The sequence below is a fragment of the Parabacteroides sp. AF27-14 genome (assembly GCF_003635425.1).
Classification (GTDB): Bacteria; Bacteroidota; Bacteroidia; order Bacteroidales; family Tannerellaceae; genus Parabacteroides; species Parabacteroides distasonis.
In genome coordinates this window covers 18,133-38,142 of sequence record NZ_QTLZ01000014.1, presented here as the reverse complement: position 1 = coordinate 38,142, position 20,010 = coordinate 18,133, and the positions used below count along the sequence as shown (strand labels likewise).

Annotated in this window: 13 protein-coding genes; 4 read left to right on the top strand and 9 right to left on the bottom strand. The window is 43.0% G+C overall.

The features are described 5' to 3' along the window. Positions 1-4 precede the first annotated feature (4 nt). Positions 5-649 carry an HD domain-containing protein gene (locus tag DWY79_RS14380; RefSeq protein WP_122369560.1) on the bottom strand — a complete coding sequence of 215 codons (645 nt, stop codon included), beginning with the start codon at positions 647-649 and terminating at the stop codon, positions 5-7. 847 nt (positions 650-1,496) lie between these two features. Next, positions 1,497-2,258, bottom strand: coding sequence for a LytTR family DNA-binding domain-containing protein (locus DWY79_RS14375; protein WP_121961779.1), 762 nt, complete (start codon positions 2,256-2,258; stop codon positions 1,497-1,499). 222 nt (positions 2,259-2,480) lie between these two features. Here DWY79_RS14375 and DWY79_RS14370 point away from each other — a divergent pair, with 222 nt between their 5' ends. After that, complete coding sequence (locus DWY79_RS14370; RefSeq protein WP_122369559.1) at positions 2,481-3,482, top strand: alpha/beta hydrolase; 1,002 nt, start codon at positions 2,481-2,483, stop codon at positions 3,480-3,482. 59 nt (positions 3,483-3,541) lie between these two features. Beyond that, positions 3,542-5,029 (top strand): capsule assembly Wzi family protein, encoded by a 1,488-nt coding sequence (locus tag DWY79_RS14365; protein WP_122369558.1) that lies wholly within the window; start codon positions 3,542-3,544, stop codon positions 5,027-5,029. A 9-nt stretch (positions 5,030-5,038) separates the two neighbouring features. Here the strand turns inward: DWY79_RS14365 and DWY79_RS14360 are convergent, their stop codons facing one another. Further along, on the bottom strand, positions 5,039-5,776 hold the full coding sequence (locus DWY79_RS14360) for a 1-acyl-sn-glycerol-3-phosphate acyltransferase (protein ID WP_122369557.1): 738 nt from the start codon (positions 5,774-5,776) through the stop codon (positions 5,039-5,041). 137 nt (positions 5,777-5,913) lie between these two features. On the opposite strand from DWY79_RS14360, the gene DWY79_RS22780 reads away from it, so the two are divergent. Next, a complete protein-coding gene (locus DWY79_RS22780; RefSeq protein ID WP_005854067.1) occupies positions 5,914-6,084 on the top strand; it encodes a hypothetical protein in 171 nt (56 codons plus the stop codon). A gap of 104 nt (positions 6,085-6,188) precedes the next feature. Here DWY79_RS22780 and DWY79_RS14355 read toward each other — a convergent pair whose 3' ends face one another. The 4 genes from DWY79_RS14355 to DWY79_RS14340 form a co-directional block, all read right to left on the bottom strand. Continuing rightward, on the bottom strand, positions 6,189-8,948 hold the full coding sequence (locus DWY79_RS14355) for a GH92 family glycosyl hydrolase (RefSeq protein WP_121961778.1): 2,760 nt from the start codon (positions 8,946-8,948) through the stop codon (positions 6,189-6,191). A gap of 71 nt (positions 8,949-9,019) precedes the next feature. Continuing rightward, positions 9,020-10,654: a RagB/SusD family nutrient uptake outer membrane protein gene (locus DWY79_RS14350; protein WP_087342423.1), complete on the bottom strand. Its 1,635-nt coding sequence runs from the start codon at positions 10,652-10,654 to the stop codon at positions 9,020-9,022. Between the two features lie 18 nt (positions 10,655-10,672). Continuing rightward, complete coding sequence (locus DWY79_RS14345) at positions 10,673-14,122, bottom strand: TonB-dependent receptor (RefSeq protein WP_122369556.1); 3,450 nt, start codon at positions 14,120-14,122, stop codon at positions 10,673-10,675. 42 nt (positions 14,123-14,164) lie between these two features. Next, on the bottom strand, positions 14,165-15,109 hold the full coding sequence (locus DWY79_RS14340; protein ID WP_022191762.1) for a FecR family protein: 945 nt from the start codon (positions 15,107-15,109) through the stop codon (positions 14,165-14,167). 108 nt (positions 15,110-15,217) lie between these two features. Between DWY79_RS14340 and DWY79_RS14335 the strand changes: the two genes are divergently transcribed. Then, complete coding sequence (locus DWY79_RS14335) at positions 15,218-15,802, top strand: RNA polymerase sigma-70 factor (RefSeq protein ID WP_122369555.1); 585 nt, start codon at positions 15,218-15,220, stop codon at positions 15,800-15,802. A gap of 34 nt (positions 15,803-15,836) precedes the next feature. On the opposite strand, the gene DWY79_RS14330 is transcribed toward DWY79_RS14335, so the two are convergent. Both DWY79_RS14330 and DWY79_RS14325 read right to left on the bottom strand, forming a co-directional pair. Beyond that, positions 15,837-16,865, bottom strand: coding sequence for a histidinol-phosphate transaminase (locus DWY79_RS14330; RefSeq protein ID WP_122369554.1), 1,029 nt, complete (start codon positions 16,863-16,865; stop codon positions 15,837-15,839). A gap of 47 nt (positions 16,866-16,912) precedes the next feature. Continuing rightward, positions 16,913-19,912 (bottom strand): glycoside hydrolase family 3 N-terminal domain-containing protein, encoded by a 3,000-nt coding sequence (locus tag DWY79_RS14325; protein WP_122369553.1) that lies wholly within the window; start codon positions 19,910-19,912, stop codon positions 16,913-16,915. Positions 19,913-20,010: the final 98 nt, after the last annotated feature.

Below are 20,010 nucleotides of genomic sequence, written 5' to 3'. Positions count from 1 at the left end.
CACCCTATATTACATACGACTCGCTATTCAATAACCATTCTGCCTCTTTTTTCATGACATCCGGTATTGGCGTGACAGAACCTTCGCTGATCGACCGTATAAATTCCGGATACTCTCTGCGATAGACCTCAAGCATACGGTTCGCGAAGACGAACATCATCGTATATTGTATATTCGCCAACCGGTCGCACATCTTTATGAACGACGCGAATCTCGTATCCCGTATCCCCTTATAATAGGTCTCATTGGCACGTTCTTTCCTGTTGCGCCCTTTCTCATTAGTCAAGGCATATACGATTTCCGGAACTTGCTCTTCCAGCTTCCGTTTGATCTCTTCCGGCAGTACCAAACTCCCTACTCGAAAATCATCGATAAATTTCACGATATCATTGTAAGTCATCCGTGCGTCTTCTATCGTGTCATGCAGATAGGCACCCGCATACAAGATCAAGATGTCCGCCTCACTTTCCGCGACCAAATATCCATACCGTGATACGAACGAGGCCGCCATTTTCAAATGGAAACCATAGGGTAATACGTGGTCGTATTTCTGGTTTACGTCATCGTGTATCTGGAACGCAGCTTTCTCCAAACAGCTGATCCAAGGATAATAACGTTCTACAATAGAGATAAATAACTGTTTTTCCATTCTTTTCGGTACTTAAGATTAATCTTTGCGCACGGCAATATTAACAATTAATTAAATAAGGCTCACCACAAAAGTAGTTATTTATTCAAATAATATTTACCCTTCGCTATTTCTCAACTACCAGCTATGACAAATGTCTTCACATATTCTCCATTGACAGCCCTAAGTAGGTTATTTTATAATCTTTCAACGGTTAGCTGGGCATTGTTTCGTGATGCTTGCTCGATTTTTCGAAGTCGGCTAATTTCTTTCTCTCTATCGTAGAATCTCATACTCAAATTGATTTAGAAATACGCAGTTCCGAAACCACCGTTTTGGAAACGACGGTTTCTGTAATGCGAAGATATATAAATAATCGAATAAAACAATACTTCGGTAAATAATCAACTAACTATCTCAAAAACAATGGAGTCAGTAAAAACTCAATGGGGATAGGCATATCAGTTAGCCATGCGAAAAAGGTATCTTAGTTTCATTGAGAAAGTATCCTAAGTTCATTGGCGAAGTATCTTAGGTGTATGGGGCGATGAAGATACGAGACTTTTCGCATTGACCGAAGAGGGTGAGCATTGTGGTTAGTTATTCACCTCCCAAGCCGTAAGCTAGTGGCTAGGTATAGCCGTTAGTTATTCACTCGACAAGCCGTTAGTTATTCACTTCAGAAGCCTATTACACCCTGCAAAACAGATAAAATAAGGAGAAACATATGAATTTACGATACAGTTGCCCGAGCCTACGAAACTGACATTGACACAAAACAATGAATTTCCCTTTAATAAAGTAGTCCAAATTTGACGCAAACGAGAAAAGATATTATATCATACTTTCTTATAAGGTTAAGTAATCATCAAATAATATCCAACCGTTCCCTCAACAATTTAAAATACCGATGTGAGGCTATCCGCTCCTCATCCTGAAAGGGGGGATAAAACTCACATCGTAAGGTCTTATTCTCGATAAACATCAAATAGGACAGGTTCACGATGCAATCTTGACTAATCTGGACAAACATATTATTGATAGACAATAACTCCTTCGCTGTAGTACTCATCTTTAATTTATGTGAACTGCGGGAAGTCAATAGAATCTGCCAACAGCGCTGGTCTTTCAAGAATTGAAACAAGAATATTTCCTCACAACGGACTATCAAGAGGCCGGATACCGTTTGGATAGCGAATCGATTGTCTCGATTCAATATTTTTCGCAACGATCTCTCCATGCTGATGACATCTTTCGGCTCGCTCGTAAGAAAACGCTCTATAAGGGAGGCCAACTCCTCCGTTAAATAAGGTTTTAACAGATAATCGAAAGCTGAAGCACGAAGAGCGTCCAATATATATTTATCATAAGCCGTATAGAATACGATCCGCAAATTGGGCTGGATATCATCTTGTATATCATTTAGCAGTTCAAAGCCAGACATATCCGGTAGCTCCACGTCTAGAAACACCAAATCCGGATGATATTTAATGATTTGTTTTTTACCAATCTCCGCAGTCATAGCCGTATCCAGTATCCTTATACAAGAAAAGGCAGATAGATCGTCTTGTAGCCTTTGGACTGATCCAAAGTCGTCATCTACTATTATTACAGTTATTTCAGGTTCCATACACGCTTCCATTTTCCAACAAAGTAAAATATTTATTATTAAGATTAAAAATCATAGAGTACCCACAAATAGGGCTTTTTACGTATAAGTTGCAATATTCACGTTTATCCTATCGTTTTTCATGCTTATCTGTCATTTTTTATTTTATGATCTTGGTTAATTACCATTGATTGATAAACCCTATCTTTGCAAATACAGTTATAAAATAGAAACAATATATTTATGTCTCGAAAAATAAATCTTATTATATTCCTCTGTTTCATTTTATGCGAGGTATATGCCCAATACGTACCCGATGTATTGGGAGATGGTTATTTACGCCGTACCTTCCAGATGCCGGATGACTATGAGGGGAAGGTGGTTTGCACACTGGTCAAGAAACCTCAACTGGATAGCGTAAAACAGGCCGTGCTGTATATCCATGGCTATAATGACTATTTTTTCCAGAAACAATTAGGGGATAGCGTAAACGCTCACGGATATAATTTCTATGCGATGGACTTGCGGAAATACGGACGTTCGATATTACCCAATCAAAACCCGTTCTTTTGCAAGAGCCTAAAAGAGTATTTCGCTGATATCGATACCGCTTTAGCCACCATCCGGTCTGAAGGCAACGAGCGGATATTATTAATGGCGCATTCTACAGGCGGATTGATCACACCTTATTATTTGAATAGTAAAAAAGGGGAGTTACCGGTAGACGGGCTTATCTTGAACAGCCCTTTTCTGGATTGGAATTTCGGATGGTTCATGGAGAAAGTCGTACTGCCAACCGTTGCGTTTGTCGGGAGGCTATTCCCGAATCTTACCGTACAAGGACTAGGTGACCCGAATTACGCTTATAGCTTGCTTAAGCAATATAAAGGAGAATGGGAGTTTGACACGAACTGGAAAATGATATTCGGGCATCCGAAAAAAGCCGGATGGATCAAAGCCATACAAGAAGCACAACAGACGGTACAAAAAGGGTTAAAACTGGATTGTCCGATACTAGTGATGTCTTCCAACAAATCTTTTCCGGAAACAGAGACATGGCATGAGGAATACATGACCTCCGACATCGTCTTGGATGTTCAAGACATTCAAAAATACGGGGAGAAACTAGGAGACAAAGTCACGAGAGATACCATACCAAACGGCATCCACGATCTGATCCTATCTCAAAAGCCCTATCGGAACGATGCCTATCAAACTATATTCGAGTGGTTAAAGAAACAATAATGGTTGCACCAAACATATAAATCCTTACCTTTGCGCCCAGACAAAACATTTATATATACATGAAATCAGTGCGATCAATTTTTATAGGTCTGACCTGTCTGGGGATGGCAACGGCTAGTTTCGCTCAAGAAAAAGAGACAACTCCGGAAGCGACTACCTATAAGGCCGAGATATTCGGATCGGTAGCTAGTGGCGATAATACCCCTTTCTGGATGGTTAGCAATCGATACGGAATTGTTCCTTTGGAAGCGAATAACGGATATTTGAATGCGGGAGTATTCCATAATCAAACTTTTGGCAAAGGTTTTCGCTGGGGAGCCGGATTAGACGTAGTGGCCGCAGTTCCTCGTCATCGCAATTTCTTTATCCAACAAATATATGCCGAGTTAGGTTACAAATGCTTGCTATTGAGTGTAGGAAGCAAGGAACGCTATAATTCTCTTTGGGATCGTTGGCTTAGCTCGGGCGATATCGTACAATCTGCCAATGCCCGCCCGATTCCGGAAGTGAACATCAGTATTCCGGAATTTACCGTCGTTCCTTTAACGAAAGGCTGGATGCAAGTCAAAGGAGACTTTGCCGTCGGTCGTTCTTTCGACAAGGATTATCTGGCTAACTTCACAAACAATAAGCAGACTTATGTCGATAACGTTTTATGGCATCATAAATCATTATTTGTACAGATTAAGGATACACGCAATGACTTCCCGTTATCCGGCGTAATCGGAGTACAGCATTGGGCACAATGGGGAGGAACCTCAACCAATCCTAAGATCGGAAAGCAGCCTCAATCCATCAAGGACCTTATCCGGGTTATTTGCGGCAGCGAAGGTGGTGGCGACGCAACAGTCTCCGATCAAATCAACGTACTGGGTAATCATTATGGCTCTTACGATTTCAAATTGGCTTTTACACAACCTAACTGGCAAGTATCCGCCTATTACCAACATTTCTTCGAGGATAAATCCGGTATGATATTCGTAAACAATACCGACGGATTATGGGGAGGACAATTGGATTTACCAAAATTTCCGTGGTTGCGTAAGGTGGTCGTGGAGTATCTGGTTACAAGAGACCAAAGCGGACAGTTCCACTTCATCGATTTTGATCACGACCTACATCCCGGCGTAGGTGGCGGTGGTGATGATTATTATAACAACGGAGAATACACTACCGGAGCCTCTTATTTTAACCGGGCGATAGGTTCTCCTCTGATCACAAGCCCAGAGTATAACGAGGCCGGTTCATTAGGATTCAAGAACAACCGTGTTCGTGACTGGCATTTCGGTGCTGAAGGCGCTATCTCCTCACAAGTATCTTATCGGGTATTAGTCACCGTGATGAATAGTTGGGGTAGACATGTCACCCCTTTCCTTAGCAAGAAAAGAGGAGCTTCCGGACTTTTAGATATCTCTTATCAACATCCCCGTTTATCGGGATGGGAATTTACAGGGTCTTTGGCAGCTGATGCCGGTTCCATGTTCGGCGATAACTTCGGATTCAGCCTGAAAGTAGCGAAACGTGGCATCTTGAAAAGCTGGAAATAATAACCTAAATTATTTATATTCTTCCCACAAGGCAGATGCGATGATTTCTTGAGTCTGATCAGCGAACGCTTGCATTCCTTTGTGGGAAGTGTCTATATTCTCGGTATAAACCGCCGGATGGATCACCATCTCCATCCGATGACGATGGACATTCAACGACCCGATCGGCAAGACATCAAACGGCCCGTTTAAGGTGATCGGAATAATAGGCAAATGCTGATCCAGAGCCATTTGATAAGCCCCTTTCTTGAAACGAATCATTTTCCCGGTATACGTACGCGAACCTTCCGGGAAAACAACCACGGAAGCCCCGTTCCGAAGACAACGCTCCGCCTCCAAAACACTACGGGCGGCAGCCTTCGGCGTAGAATTATCGACAAAGATAAAACCGGCGGCACGGCAAGCGGCCCCGACAAATGGAATTTTAGCGATACCCGCCTTCATCACCCACTTAATGGGAACGCCTAAGAAACCATATATCAAGAAAATATCAAACGCACCTTGATGATTTGCTACGAAAACATACGATTGTTTCCGGTCTATATGCTCACGCCCTTTTACCGTCACCGGACAAAGCGCCAGATAGCAAGTCAATCGAGACCAGATCATACCCGGATAATAAGCGAAGATTTTCTCTCCCCCCAATAGACAACCGATGATAACCGTCACAGCCGTAAGTATAGTCAGTACCAGAAATACAGGTACAAAAAACAGCCACAAATAAACTATGTAAAGTATTCTTCCCATACGTAACTATATTATAACACAAATATAGAAGCTAATTTCAATCGTTTCATTATTTTTCTCCGAAAATATTTTCACGATCGGGTTATTATTGCTTTATTTGCGGTAGAAAAGAAAATAATTATAAAATATCTATAACCATGAATGAGTTAATTAAAAATCTAGGAGTGATCGTACTCATTATTGGTGCGGCAGTTTTGGCTGTACCGTTTTTTACCGGTGGTATGACAAATAGTATTCTACTTACAGGTCTGGGATTGGTTCTCCTTGGCTATTTTGGTCATATCGTAATCAACAAACGAGTAGAATAATACACGCTACTTAGATTTAAAAGGAAATGAAAAAGGATGTGCCTCATTGTTTCGCACATCCTTTTTTTGAATCATCATGCAAATTGAGAGATATGCCCAAATCGTTATTGAGTTCCCCATTCCTTGTTTGGTTTATCGCTAAGCCATAATTCCAAAAGGCCACCTTGCTCAAATACGGTATGCGGCAATTGATATTTATGATACATCTCTCCGTTCAAAGAAGCTTTCTGGATATAACAATTCTCAGGGGAGTTATCATGTACTTTAATCTTAAACTCGTTCCCTTTATAATACCGAGAATCCAATCGAATCGTAATCTCATTGAAAACAGGGCTTGTAATATCATACATCGGATTATAGGCAGAGCCTCCATCCAAACTGAATAATCCCATAGCCATCAGTGCACTTATTCCAGCCATCTGTCCTTGATCTTCATCATTTTCGCCGTAGCCTCGCTCTGGCGTAATATCACCATAGGTCTGTTTAGCGACCTGACGCACCCAATATTGAGTCAGCCAAGGCTTTCCTACATGTGAGAAAATGTGCGCATTCGAGCAACCGGGTTGATTGGCATAACTAACATAACTAGACAGGAATCTTGCATTTTTCGACATCTCAAACACATAATTCAATTGAGTAGCTAAGCTGTCATTACCTCCCATCAAACGAGCCAATGTTTCAATGTCATGAGATAATCCAAAAGTAGCCTGCCAAGCATTGGCTTGTACAAACCCACGCTCGGACAAAGGATCCAAATGGACCCACTCTCCTGTTTCTTTTCTAGGCATCATCAACCTCAAATCCGGATGCCAAGACGCAGGCCAGCCCAAGGAACGATTTCTATAATAATTATAATCCTTGAGTTTTCCCATAGCTTTCGCCATTTCTCCCAAAGCCCAATCCTCAAAGGCCCATTGAATAGTCAAGCCTGCCTCTTCTGGGCAATATCCGTGTTTAATATAGAACTCCAACTCTTTATCCATATCAAAGGCAAGCATACCACCTTTCTCATGATTCCTTTTCATAGCCGCATATCCCTCCTTGGGCGACCATTTATGAAACACCCCCCGCTGATAAGCGGAAGTAATCAAGGAGGTAGCCGGACAGCCCGTCATAATATAAGTATAAGACCCTATGGACGGCCCACGAGGTAATAGACCTCCATTCTTGTCATATTCGATAAAAGAAGCGGAAAACTCGTCTAAAACAGAAGGATACGCCAGTCCCCACAACGTGTTTAAATTCCACTGTGTCAACCATAGAGCATCTGAATTATACATATGAAACCTTGATTTTCCTGTTTTATCTTTAGGCAAAGTCCGTACTTGGAATTTAGGAGCAATCGTATGTATCCTTGTTTGTTTTCCAATACGTTCTCCTCCGGACAAATAATCCGGATACTCGCCATTGCTATCATCTATCTTATGGCGCCCCAACAATATGTGCCACAAATCGGTATAAAACTTGGTCTTTTGCTGAAAAGAACCACCTTGCACATCAATTTTTCCCAACCACTCATTCCAAATACGCTCGGACGCACTCTTAACTTGATCAAAATCCCAATGTTTACATTCCCGCTCTATATTCTCACGGGCGTTTTCCTCACTCACATAAGAGATAGCGGTCTTCAACAACAGCTCATCACCAGCCTTAAAAGATCCAAAACAAGCTTCTACGCCAGAAGAAGGAGATTGTTTAAAAGAGGACTTAGGCACGGTAATTAATTCGGAAGAACCCGTAAAATGTCCAACTCCCATTTCCTTCTTATCGCCCACCCAACCATTCAATGCCTCGATTGGCTTATTGAATTGAACGACAAAATACACTTTCGCAACATCCACACCGCCCCATACACGACCGGCTGTATCAAAATATCCGGAGATCTCCGTATCACTCACTTTAGTCACATGAGCATTCAACAAAGTAGAAGTAGCGATATGACCTCCCAAGTTCACCAAGACCTTCGCCAAACCATCTTCCGCATACGTAAGACGATAAAGCCCCACTCGATCCGTAACGGTCTGTTCCACCCATATCTTGTAGGAATCCAAAAATAAACGATGATAGCCGGGTTGAACGATCTCACCCTCATGGGAGAAAGAAGAACGCCAAGCCTTATCCCCCCCACAGACATCTACCTCGTCTTTTACTGGCATCAGAGACAAGCCAGAAATCATCCAATTATGAATTTGCGGAAAACCTAATACCGTTGTAGAGTTATAATTATAACCTCCTCCTCCCTGATTGATATTACGGGTTAACGGAGCGGAACTGATCATTCCAAAAGGCAAGCTTCCTGTAACAAAGAAAAAATACCGCCCCTTAGCCGTCTCGATATACGGATTAACCCATGAGACATAATCTGTATAAGATTCCGGTGCGGGATAAACCTCTATCTCAGACAAACCTAAATCTCGTCCTTCCCCATCTGTCGCCTGAAAACGAAGCCATTCTATTTTTTTAGTCTCAAACGTCACCACTTTCGGTGCTCCATCATTAGGAATCTGGTTGACCGTGATTGAGCTTCCATCGCTAAAGAACAACGTACCGGCCGCCGTATGGCTGTCCTTATCTACCCGATCATATAATATGACTTGATTCGTATAAATGGGCTCTTCCCAATCCAATTGAATCCAAGGATAGGGATACACCCGCCCCCGGAAGTCCAACTTTGTTTTAGCGACCCACTCTCCTTTTCCTGCAATACGAATCACCTGATCCACTACATTCTCACAACCTTGTTCCTGCGTTAACGCAGAAGAGCAAGAGACTTTCGCCAAAGAAGCGATATTATGGGGAGTCGCAGATAGCTCACAGCAAACAACCCAACTCAACAGATATAAAAGAAATCTCAATTGTTTCATCTCTATACAAAAATAATAAAAAAGGCAGCCCCAAACGGGCACTGCCTTTTCTTTCAACCATTCATAAAACTTTAATAACCCGGATTCTGTTTCATTACCTCAGCACCACAAATATCTATAACAGATTGAGGTATAGGAAAATACTCATGCTTTCCTTTTACAAAGCGAGCATTCTGCAAGTGGGAACGGAATGTTTTTTCTTTCTCAAAATACACATTGAGAACCTCATCCGCAATACCCCAACGCACTAAATCAAAGAAGCGGATACCCTCATGAGCCATCTCTAAACGTCTTTCCATACGCAATGCTTGCACAGCCTCATTTTTCGACTTAAATGGCTCGGTATAAATCTCCACCTTATAATTAGCGGCATCTTGCGACTGATCATCCCACAGCTTGACATGCTGTGTATTCTTTGCACGCTCCCTAATTTTATTAATATACTTACGTCCAGTCTCCAAATCACCGGTCTCGATAGCGGCCTCAGCTCTCCACAACAGCAAATCCGCATAACGAATCACGTAAAAATTCAACGCATTCACATATGGCCATATTGGAGAGTAATGGGTAGAGTTCAACGATACCAAACGTTTCTTCGGACTATACGGGCCATATACGCTAGCCTCTCTTGGAGTCCAATCATACACCTGTACATCCATAAACGGAATATTTGGCCGAGCCAAGGTATGATCCAAACGAACATCCACATAGTCGCTTTCCGCTACATCCTTACCATCATTATAAGGCAAGCCGTTTTCATTCGTCTTATAAGCATTTACCAAATTCTGAGTCGGCCGCAAGAATCCATAAGTTGGATAAGGACCTCCCGGCGGTAACAAACGATCGCCATAACTTCCGTTTTGATTACTGGACGCTCCATCGTTAATAGATAACTGAACCGCAAAAATAATTTCTGAGTTGTTATCATTCTCCGGCAAGAACACTTCCCTGAAATCAGGATACAGCGTATATTTCCCGGACTGGATCACCTCATCACAAGCACTTAGGCACTCTTTCCATTTCGACTGATATAAATACACCTTAGCCATATAAGCTTTTGCCGCCATTTTGGTAGGACGTCCATAATCTGATTGGCTTTCTGGCAAGACTTGATAAGCGGCAGAGAATTCCCCCAAAATCTTTTCCCATAGCTGGTCGGACGTAAACTCCATATTCGATTTCGTATGATACTCATTCGGATCAACCACCGTCTCATCAATCCAAGGGATCAAATTATAGATGACTTTCAAGTTGAAATAATAGTGTCCTCTCAAGAAACGCATTTCCGCCAAACGTTGCTCTTTGTTCTTTACCGTACTATTGCTCAACAAACGAATCGCTTGATTACAACGCTTTACACCCTCATAAAGAGCAGCCCAACGAGCCTCAAAATCGATACCCGTCGGATTGGCATTAAAGATTTCCATCAAGTGAATCTGGTTTTGGTCACCGGTACCTCCACCCCCTTTATAGGCATCGTCAGATACGACATCCCCAAACTGCCAATTCGAACAACCGGAGTTGATCGCATCCGAAGCATAATATCCATCCAATACCGCATAAGCACCTATCACGATTCCCTCTATGTTTTCCTCACTTTCTACCTGCTCGGGCATAAATTCCCCTACAGGCTCCTCAGAAAGAAAAGAATCGGCACAAGAGCACATCACTAAAGCCGCAACAACTAAACTAACTATCTTTTTCATCGTACATCAGATTTTCAATTAAAAATTAACATTAACTCCTAAGGTGAATGTCCTTGGCAACGGGTATACGCCACGATCAACACCCATATCCAAATTTCGGTTCTCGGAAGAATAGCTCTGTAAACCCACCTCCGGATCAATACCATTATAGCCCGTTATCGTAAACAGGTTCTGTCCTTGTAAATAAATATAGGTACGTTTCAATTTCAATTTAGATGTGATCCGATCCGGCAAGGTATAACCAATCTTCAAATTCTTCAAACGAACGAAGGAAGCGTTATGAATATAATAAGTAGAAGGCCGGATATTATTATTCGGGTCATCCAATGTTACACGTGGTATATCCGTATTCGTATGATCCGGTCTCCAAGCATCCAGAATCGTAGAGTTTTTATTATACTGAGCTTGATTATAGAACTCACCCAAATAATTTGTCAAATTATAAACCTCGTTACCAAATACCCCTTGGAAGAACGCACTTATATCAAAGTTCTTATAATTGAACCCAAGCGTTAGACCCATACTGCAATCAGGCAGCGGGCTACCTACAAAATCACGATCCTCGCTATTGATTACTCCATCACCGTTCAAGTCCTTAAAGCGGATATCGCCAGGTTTAGCGTTCGGTTGCAACAGCTCGCCCTTATCATTCTTATAGTTTTGGATCTCTGCGTCGTTTTGAAACAAGCCATCTGCCTCATACACGAAGAAAGAGCCGATCGGTTGTCCTACCGCCGAACGAGAGGTCTCTTGGTCAAAGTTTCGTCCATGAAGTTCGCTGCTGGAAAGACCAATATAATCCACGCCATTCAGCTCTGTCATCTTATTCTTGATGATAGAGAAATTATATGCTACAGAGAAGCCAAAATCTTGATTGATCTGTTTCTGATAATTCACCTCCATCTCAAAACCCTTGTTATTCATCTTTCCGACGTTATCCCAAACCGTCATGTTCGTTCCTCCGATCGAAGCTGGTAAGGCTCTACGCCACAACAAATCCTTGGTGTCCTTATTAAAGAAGTCCAATGTCAAATTCAAGTCACCGCTTAAAAAACCTAAGTCCAAGCCAACATTGGTTTGAGTGGTCGTCTCCCACTTCAAATTAGCGTTACCATTACGAGTCTGCACAAATCCTAAATCCACAGAGCTTTGACTTCCATCAATCGGATAATTCGAGGTAGATGAACTACTCTTATAGGAATCGATCGTTGCGTAAGAAGGAACATCTGAGTTACCATTTTGTCCCCAACCGACACGAAGCTTCAAGTTATTGATAGCCTCCACATCAAAGAATGGCTCATTACTGATACGCCATCCCACCGAAGCGGCCGGGAAGTTACCCCACTTATTATTCCCCAAACGGGAAGATCCATCCCGACGCAAAGTGAAAGCGACCAAATAACGATCGTGATAATTGTAATCGATCTTGCCGAAATAAGAGACCATGCTATACTCCGTGGCAGACCCTGAGTTCTTTTGGGTTCCTACATCGCCCGCATCCAAGAAATGGAAGTTAGGATCATCCGAAGGGAAACCATCTCTCGAAGCCGTAAAATACTCATACCGGTTTCTCAACGACTCCAGACCCAACAATGCATTGATCGTATGATCGCCAAATGTCTTGGTATAGTTCAAGGTATTCGTAAACACCCAGTTGAAGTTCCATGCATTCCGGTTAGACAAACCACTTAATTTCTCAGAAGCGTTGATCTCATCATATTTAGGGCTAAAAGAACGTCTGTATAGATTATTATAGTCTGCACCAAAAGAAGTCTTGAACATAAATCCGTCAAACAAGTGCAGCTCTGCGTACAAATTACCCACCAAGCGGCTCTTCTTATCCTTGTTATCCTTATTTCTATGCAACTTTCCCATCGGGTTAGGAATATCCGAAAAGACATTTCCCGCATATTCATCCTCCAAGTTCTTCACCGGTGTGATCGACTGGAACTTATAGGCCTCATACAAAGTTCCTCCCAACGCCGCATTATTGGAGACACTAGTACCCCAAGAATGAGAAAGAGAAATATTCTCCCCGATACGAAGATGGTCATCGAACAATTTATACTCGGAATTAAAGCGACCGCTCACACGCTTGAAATCGCTTAACTTCACCAATCCCTGCTGATCATAATACCCCAAAGAAAACAATTGATTGGATTTCTTATCGGCTTTCGTGAAGGAAAGGTTATAGGATTGAACGATAGCGGCACGCAAAATCTCATCTACCCAATCCACGTCATCAGAAGGAATCTTATGATCTTTATCCAGATATTCGGGCACAACCGCTTGATCACCGTTTCCATAAACATCGTGTGAAGGTGTCTTTCCGTCGTTTTTCATCGCTTGCCACAACATATCGCCAAATTGCTGCGCATTCAACATCTTCAATTGTTTAGCCGCTTTTTGTACACCAAAGTACGCATCTAAATTCACATTGAATTGTCCTTCTTTTCCCTTTTTCGTATTAATGATAACAACACCATTGGCGGCACGCGCTCCATAAATAGAAGCAGAGGAAGCATCTTTCAATACTTGCATGGACTCTATATCATTCGGATTCAAGAAATTGATTCCCCCATCCACGGGAATACCGTCAATGATATAAAGAGGGTCATTGTTACGAATCGTACTATAACCACGGATACGGACAGCGACACCACCACCCGGCATATTATCCGGCATCACGTTCACGCCAGATAATTTACCTTGCATCATTTGGTCTACGCTGGATACCGGTGTATCTTTCAAGTCATCGATCTTCAAGACCGAAACCGCACCCGTCAAGTCCTTTTTACGAGAAACGCCATAACCTACCACTACAACCTCGTCCAAGTTTTGCGAATCCTCTTTCAAAGATATCGTCAGATCCGTCTTCGAGCCCGGAGTCAGCTCCATAGACAAATAACCGATATAAGAAACGACCAGTACCGCATTATCAGGTACTTCCAACGTGAAACGACCATCAATATCCGTGATTGTACCAATAGAGGTTCCTTTCACCAAGACATTCGCACCAATGATCGGTTCTTGACTCGAATCCAATACGACACCCTGTACCTTACGGCCTTGTTGCTGTACGACAGGAGCGGACTCCACCTTACGCGACAAAATGATTTGCCTATCCACAATCTTGTATTCGACCCCCATATTGTCGAAAACCTGTGACAAGACCACATTTATATCCTTATTGCTAGCATTCAAACTGATAAGACGGTTCGTGTCTAGGACATGATTGGAATACAAGAAAGAATAACCAGTCTCCTGTTCGATCCGATCAATCGCTTGTTCTACCGTTGCGTTCTTCAGCGACAAGGAAAGTGTCATTCCTTGCGAAGAAGATGTTCCCGCATATAGCTGGAAAGCTGTCAAAAATGTAAATGCCGTACTAAGTTTCAGTATACGGCCCGAATTAGGTAAACACCGCGCAAGATTTCTCTTACGTAAATGAAATGTGCTCATGAGCATACAGATTTAATGATTACACAATATATTAGTATAGATTTCCAATTATCTTTGATAAACATCGATCCTCCGGCGAACAAACGAGGAATCCAGACGTTGCGAAGGCTCTCGTGATGTCCATTCGATAGGAGCAGTCTGTTTCAAATAATCCAAGATCTGTTCCAAAGTCTCCGTAGTGAAGGTCGCCCGATATTTATACTCCGCATTCCCGCTCTTATGCAATACGATCTCCACGTTATATCGTTTCTCCAATCGTTTCAACACCTTATCCAAAGAAGTATTCCGGAAAACTATCCGTCCTCCTTTCCAATCCATTTTCTCCTCCAGGTTGGCCGCAGAAACACTGAAAGTACCGCTCTCCTTATCCAATACCGCCTGTTTGTTCGGCTCCAATCGGATACGTTCATCATTCCGGATCACGTCAATCTTTCCTTTTTCCAACACGGCCTCTATAAAAGGTTCGTCAGCATAGGCATTGACATTAAATTTTGTTCCATAGGCCACCACCCGTAAACCTTCGGAAGTTGATACACAAAAGGGATGTTCCGGATCGGCCTCCACCTCGAAATATCCTTCGCCGGAAAGTAACACCTTGCGCTCTTTCTCCTCGAACACCGACGGATAGGTCAATTTACTACCCGAGTTCAACCATACGACAGACTGGTCTGGCAACACAAACCGAGTAATCGTTCCGGGCAGGGAGTTAACCTCAGCATAAACGACAGGCTGGGACTTCTCGTCATATCTTGTGGCATAATACAAATAGGAGAAAAGTAACGAAGAAAATAACAACGGAAGCACCAATATAACTGCCGCACGAGTAAAAAGCAGCGACAAAGTTCGTCTGACAGCTTGCCGCCCTACCCGACGTTCCATTCGTAGCCATGCCTTTTGCACGTCAATCGACCGATACTCTAATATGTCCTCAGACAAGGCTTTAATTTCCTCTACCTGACGTGACACACTTTTATGTTCTACCTTTCTTTCCATATATTTTCTTCCTTTACTTATAGAGACACACTCTAAAGAAAAACACGACAGCGAAAATGAGTTTTTTTTATTTTTGTTCTCTTCAAAAATATATACCTTTGCCCCATCATGGAAAGAAATCATACCAAGGCTATTAATGTCGATTTACTTTTAGAACAAATTACGACTGAAGATAATAGGCTCGCCTTCCACCGCTTATTCGAGTTATATTATCCGGCACTTTGTATGTACGCCAAACGCTTTATCACAGATAAGGAAACAAGAGAAGATATCGTGCAGGACGTGTTTTTCGCTATTTGGGAAAATCGCAGCCGTATCTCAGTAAAGACCTCCGCACGTAGCTATCTCGTCACTTGCGCCAGAAATCACTGCTTAAATTATCTGCAACGCAACCATGAAAGATATTACGAATCGCTCATCCAAGAACAAATCCCGATCTATGCGGAAAGTAGTGAGGAACTCTACACATGGGAAGAACTGCAAACGTTATTAAGACAAGCCCTTGACAAGCTACCGGAGAACTATCGGCTCGCATTCGAGAAGAATCGTTTCGAGAATAAGAGCTATGGAGAAATCGCAGAGGAAATGCAAATATCCATACGAACCGTGGAAAGCTACAAGAACAAGGCAACAGAACTTCTAAAGACAGAGCTAAAAGATTACCTACCTCTATTTATCGGCTGGCTTTTTTAACAGGAAGGGGTTCCCCCCTCCCCTTCATAGTCGTTTATCGTTGGTCCAACCAAATCTTTACCCCCTCAAGTAAAAGCTGGTTCTCATCAGACTTCTGGGTGGAGAGCCGTAGATAAGTCTCATCCAAGCCCCGGAAATTCGAAGCGTCACGGATCAAGATTCCGTAATTATCTAAAAGGAATTGCTTTAAATCAGCGGCTGTACCCTTCTTCAAACGGACAAGGAAGAAAGTCGTAGAGGTCGGGATTACCTCCAAGCCATCCAATTTACTTAATTGGTAAATAAAATCCGCGGTCTCACGCTGCCATTTACGGATCGGCAACGTAAATTGCGCCGGATGGATCAAGATATATTTACTTGCCTCGATAGCGATAGCATTTACCGACCAAGGTATGATATACTTGTTCACTTTCTCCGCGATCTCCGGAGAAGCGACCAGATAACCGATACGCAAGCCGGGGATATTATAAGCCTTCGAGATAGACTGGACAAGGATTAAGTTCTTATGCGTTTTCACGTCACTCGGCTTTAGCATGTCTTCCGTCGTAAAAGCCACGTATGCCTGATCAATAATGAAGGTAGTCTGCGGATTCGCTGAGATCAAACGGAGAAGCTCCGTACGATGGATCAGCTTTCCATCCGGATTATTCGGATTACAAATCCAACAGAAATCCTGTCCCTCCAAGGATAACTCTGATAAATCGTCCGATGTCGGGAAGAAAGAGATCTCATGCTCATGCAAACGGCAAGCGTCCTCATATTCAGAGAAAGAAGGAATAGCGATCATGGATTTCGCACCTCGCCAAGCTTGCGCTAACAAATAAAAAGCGGTGATCGAACCATTCGTCACTACGATATTCTCCTCCTTGATCTCATACCGGCGGGCCAACAATCTTTTCAAGGTAGCGGCATCCGGCTCCGGATAACGAGTCAGCTTATCAAAATGCTCGATCAAATGTTCCTTCAGTTTATCTAAATTAGCTCCGTGCCACACATTCGAGCTAAAGTTTATCTTTACCTCGTTCTTTGCGTTATAAAAATCATCACCGTGTCCGTATAACATATACCTGCTTTTTAATTAATACCTTATCTGTTAAAACTGTCACAAAATTACGAATCTTTTTGGCTTTTCCTATCAATCGCCTTATAGATCGCATCCTGTATGCGAGTACGTATATCAAGCGATCCCAGTTTATTATTTGCCCGGCTAGGATTCACCCGGTTACTCAAAAATATATAAATAAGCTGGTTATCCGGATCTATCCAAAAACAAGTACCCGTAAATCCTGTATGTCCATAGACCGAGGCGGGAGCCAAAGCCCCACAAGGCGAGGCTTTCGGATTACCAATCACCGGCTTATCAAATCCTAGCCCTCTACGGCAAGTCGGGCTCTTGCTTTGTGTAAACAAACGGCTGGTTTCCAAAGAAAGATAGCGCTCGCCGCCATAAGTCCCTTGGTTTAGCATCAATTGGAGCACCTTCGCCAGATCATTCGCGTTCGAAAATAATCCGGCGTTTCCAGAAACACCCCCTTGAAAAGCGGCCGCCTCATCATGCACATATCCGCGAAGCAATTGACGGCGGACAAATCCATCTTGCTCTGTAGGTACAATTTGCAAGGTATCCATTCGCTTCAACGGATTATAAGTGGTATGCCAAGCCCCTAACCCGCTGTAGAAATCATCCCGAAGAAACTGGTCCATCGGAGATTTCATCAGATTTTCCACCATCATTTTCAGCATAATGAAATTCACGCAACTATATACGTACCTACCTCTCGTACCCAAACGGGATTTCTTGATATCTTGAAAGATCGTATCTTTAAAGGAATCACTCACATAGAAATTACGGGCTACCTCAGTCGTAAATCCGGGTTTCCGGGTATCCGAAACTACATCTGGAAGATATTTAAAATCATTCCGGACATACGTTTTAGCGTCAAAACGAACCGGATGCGTAGCGTTCTTCGCCGAACTATATAAACTGCCTTTATAACTATCCTTATCAATGGCATCCAGATAGAAATTAATAGTTGGAGTCACTCCCGATTGATGGTACAGTAACTCTTTTATCGATAAATCCTTTTTATTAGACTCCTTCAACTCCGGTATAAAATCGGAGATCTTATTGTTCAAGGTGAATTTCTTCTCATCATACGCTTTCATGACCGCCAATAAAGTTCCCGCCGCCTTCGACGCCGAGGCCAAGTCATAGACCGATGACTCCGTGACCGGCTGCCTACTTTCGTAATCAAAATAACCGAACGATTTATTATAGATAATCACGCCGTCCTTCGCCACCAGCACTTGGCATCCAGGATAAGCCTTCTCATCCAATCCCGCTTTAACGATCGACTCAATTACATCCAGACGGTCCGGATTCGCTCCCACCTCTTCCGGCTGGTGATATCCCAAACGAGTCTTTTCCGTAAAAATACCAGTACCCGCATAATACAATCCCGGAATCGAAACCGGAAGTTTCCCTTTCGCCGCAATACCACCGAATATCACTTGGGCCGCATATTCCTGCGCTAAGGGAGTGCCCTCGTAAGCCAACACGACCGCCTTCGCCTTCTCGATCGACTTCTTATATTCCTTACAAGCATATGGTAAGGTAAAGAAAGCATAGACCAACTCTTTCTTCGCGGCCAACTGCCTCAACGCTAAACTCTCGGGAATGCGAATCGTATGTACGCCACAAATGATCACGTCGTATTTTTGCAATTTATTATAAACCTGCTGGACTTGGGCAGCCGTAGAACGCCGTCCGATGCTAAAGCAAGCGATCGAATCATATTCACCCAGCATTTTCTGGAATTCATTACCAACCCCGTCTCCAATCGAGAGCGCCGCGATCTTTTTCTTATTCAACTGTTTAAGAGGTAAGATCGTATCCTCATTCTTCAAAACGGTAATAGCCTCCGAATTCAACTTCGCCGCCATCCATGCCGCATGCGGAGAGTTCAAACGTTTCGATAAGCCTTTTGTTTCGACCGGCTTATAGGCATTCAATCCAGCGATATATTTGTACCTTAATATTTTCAAGCACTTGGCCTCGATCGCTTCCAGATCCAATACCCCTTCCTCGATAGCCTCTTTCACGGCCGTAAAATCATTGATTGGAGCGGCCGGAGCGAGCAAGATATCATTCCCCGCAAGCAAAGCCTTCACCGAAGGATTATCCGTTTTCTTTGTGGAAGCTCCTTTCATCGCTAAAGCATCCGTAAAGCACAGACCTTGAAAACCGAGTTCTTTCTGTAATAGATCCGTCACTACCGCCTTAGAGAAAGAAGCCGGCTTATGACTTTTGTCCAATGCCGGAACATAAAGATGTCCCGTCATTATCCCGGCGAACCCATCATATATATAACGTTTAAAAGGAAGAAGTTCCACGCTATCCAAGCGGGCCCGGTTATGGCGCACGACGGGTAATGTCTCGTGCGAGTCCTCAGAAGTATCTCCATGTCCGGGGAAATGTTTGGAGACAGACAAGATGCCCGTACTTTCCAATCCTCTTGCGTAAGCAATACCTTTCTCCGACACAGCCTCCGGATTCTCGCCAAACGAACGCAGGCCGATCACGGGATTATCCACATTGCTATTCACGTCCATATCCGGAGCGAAATTTATATGAATTCCCATTTCCCGGCACTGCCGTCCCACCTCTTTTCCATATTCCTCGATCAAGGCATTGTCCTCGATAGCGCCTAGCATCATATTTTTCGGGAAACGGGTGGTTCCGCTTAATCGCATGGAAAGTCCCCACTCCCCATCCAAAGAGACCAACATCGGAATCCGGGAAGCCTTTTGCAAACGATTGGTCACCTCCGCCTGCGTCACCGGATCCCCTTTATGGAACAAGATACCCCCGATCTTGATCTCGTTCACGTAACGCATGAGCCGTTGCATATTCCGGTTATCGGATTTAGGATTCGCTATAACCATAAATAACTGCCCGATCCGTTCATCATAACTCATAGCGTCAAACACGGAATCAACCCAATGATTCATCTTTTCCTGATCCACCTCACGATAAAGGTTCGGGACTGTTTGCGCCCCACTCGATAAAAGGGAAATACAACACAAAAGCAAGATACCAATCTGTCTCATCACAACATTATCATTATTACTCTCCAAAAATAAGAAAATATCGCAATAGTAACGTGAATTGTGATAGGGGTTTTTACTATCTTTCCTGTCTCGTAATA

Coding starts and splice junctions, on each gene's coding strand:
- DWY79_RS14380 (WP_122369560.1), bottom strand. CDS start 649: ATGGAAAAACAGTTATTTATCTCTATTGTAGAACGTTATTATCCTTGG.
- DWY79_RS14375 (WP_121961779.1), bottom strand. CDS start 2,258: ATGGAACCTGAAATAACTGTAATAATAGTAGATGACGACTTTGGATCA.
- DWY79_RS14370 (WP_122369559.1), top strand. CDS start 2,481: ATGTCTCGAAAAATAAATCTTATTATATTCCTCTGTTTCATTTTATGC.
- DWY79_RS14365 (WP_122369558.1), top strand. CDS start 3,542: ATGAAATCAGTGCGATCAATTTTTATAGGTCTGACCTGTCTGGGGATG.
- DWY79_RS14360 (WP_122369557.1), bottom strand. CDS start 5,776: ATGGGAAGAATACTTTACATAGTTTATTTGTGGCTGTTTTTTGTACCT.
- DWY79_RS22780 (WP_005854067.1), top strand. CDS start 5,914: ATGAATGAGTTAATTAAAAATCTAGGAGTGATCGTACTCATTATTGGT.
- DWY79_RS14355 (WP_121961778.1), bottom strand. CDS start 8,948: ATGAAACAATTGAGATTTCTTTTATATCTGTTGAGTTGGGTTGTTTGC.
- DWY79_RS14350 (WP_087342423.1), bottom strand. CDS start 10,654: ATGAAAAAGATAGTTAGTTTAGTTGTTGCGGCTTTAGTGATGTGCTCT.
- DWY79_RS14345 (WP_122369556.1), bottom strand. CDS start 14,122: ATGCTCATGAGCACATTTCATTTACGTAAGAGAAATCTTGCGCGGTGT.
- DWY79_RS14340 (WP_022191762.1), bottom strand. CDS start 15,109: ATGGAAAGAAAGGTAGAACATAAAAGTGTGTCACGTCAGGTAGAGGAA.
- DWY79_RS14335 (WP_122369555.1), top strand. CDS start 15,218: ATGGAAAGAAATCATACCAAGGCTATTAATGTCGATTTACTTTTAGAA.
- DWY79_RS14330 (WP_122369554.1), bottom strand. CDS start 16,865: ATGTTATACGGACACGGTGATGATTTTTATAACGCAAAGAACGAGGTA.
- DWY79_RS14325 (WP_122369553.1), bottom strand. CDS start 19,912: ATGAGACAGATTGGTATCTTGCTTTTGTGTTGTATTTCCCTTTTATCG.